This window comes from Streptomyces galbus, from assembly GCF_005280195.1.
GTDB lineage: Bacteria > Actinomycetota > Actinomycetes > Streptomycetales > Streptomycetaceae > Streptomyces > Streptomyces galbus.
In genome coordinates, this window is the sequence record NZ_SZPR01000109.1 from 1 (window position 1) to 247 (window position 247).

The window sequence follows — 247 nt, forward strand, 5'->3', positions numbered from 1 at the left end:
TGGTGCTTATCTTGATAGTAACTTAAATCTTCGTGGTAAGTTTTTAAGTGATTTCTTCAAAACTCATATTCAACGTGAATTTGAAACTAATGGTTTCAAAGGTTTACGTCGTCTTACACCTGAAGTTTATAAGATTATCACAAGTCCTGAATATTATAATCCTAAAACTCGTGTTATTAAAAACAACATTACAGTTAATGGTGTTAAATTCAAGGCTACTGAATTATTTGATGCTTTAAGAACTTTA

The 247-nt window shown here is 29.1% G+C and carries 1 protein-coding gene; it reads left to right on the forward strand.

Annotated features, from left to right (window positions below; all coding sequences use genetic code 11):
* Window positions 1–247 (forward strand): hypothetical protein (locus tag E4U92_RS36205; RefSeq protein WP_168725294.1); only part of this gene is annotated, 247 nt, incomplete at both ends.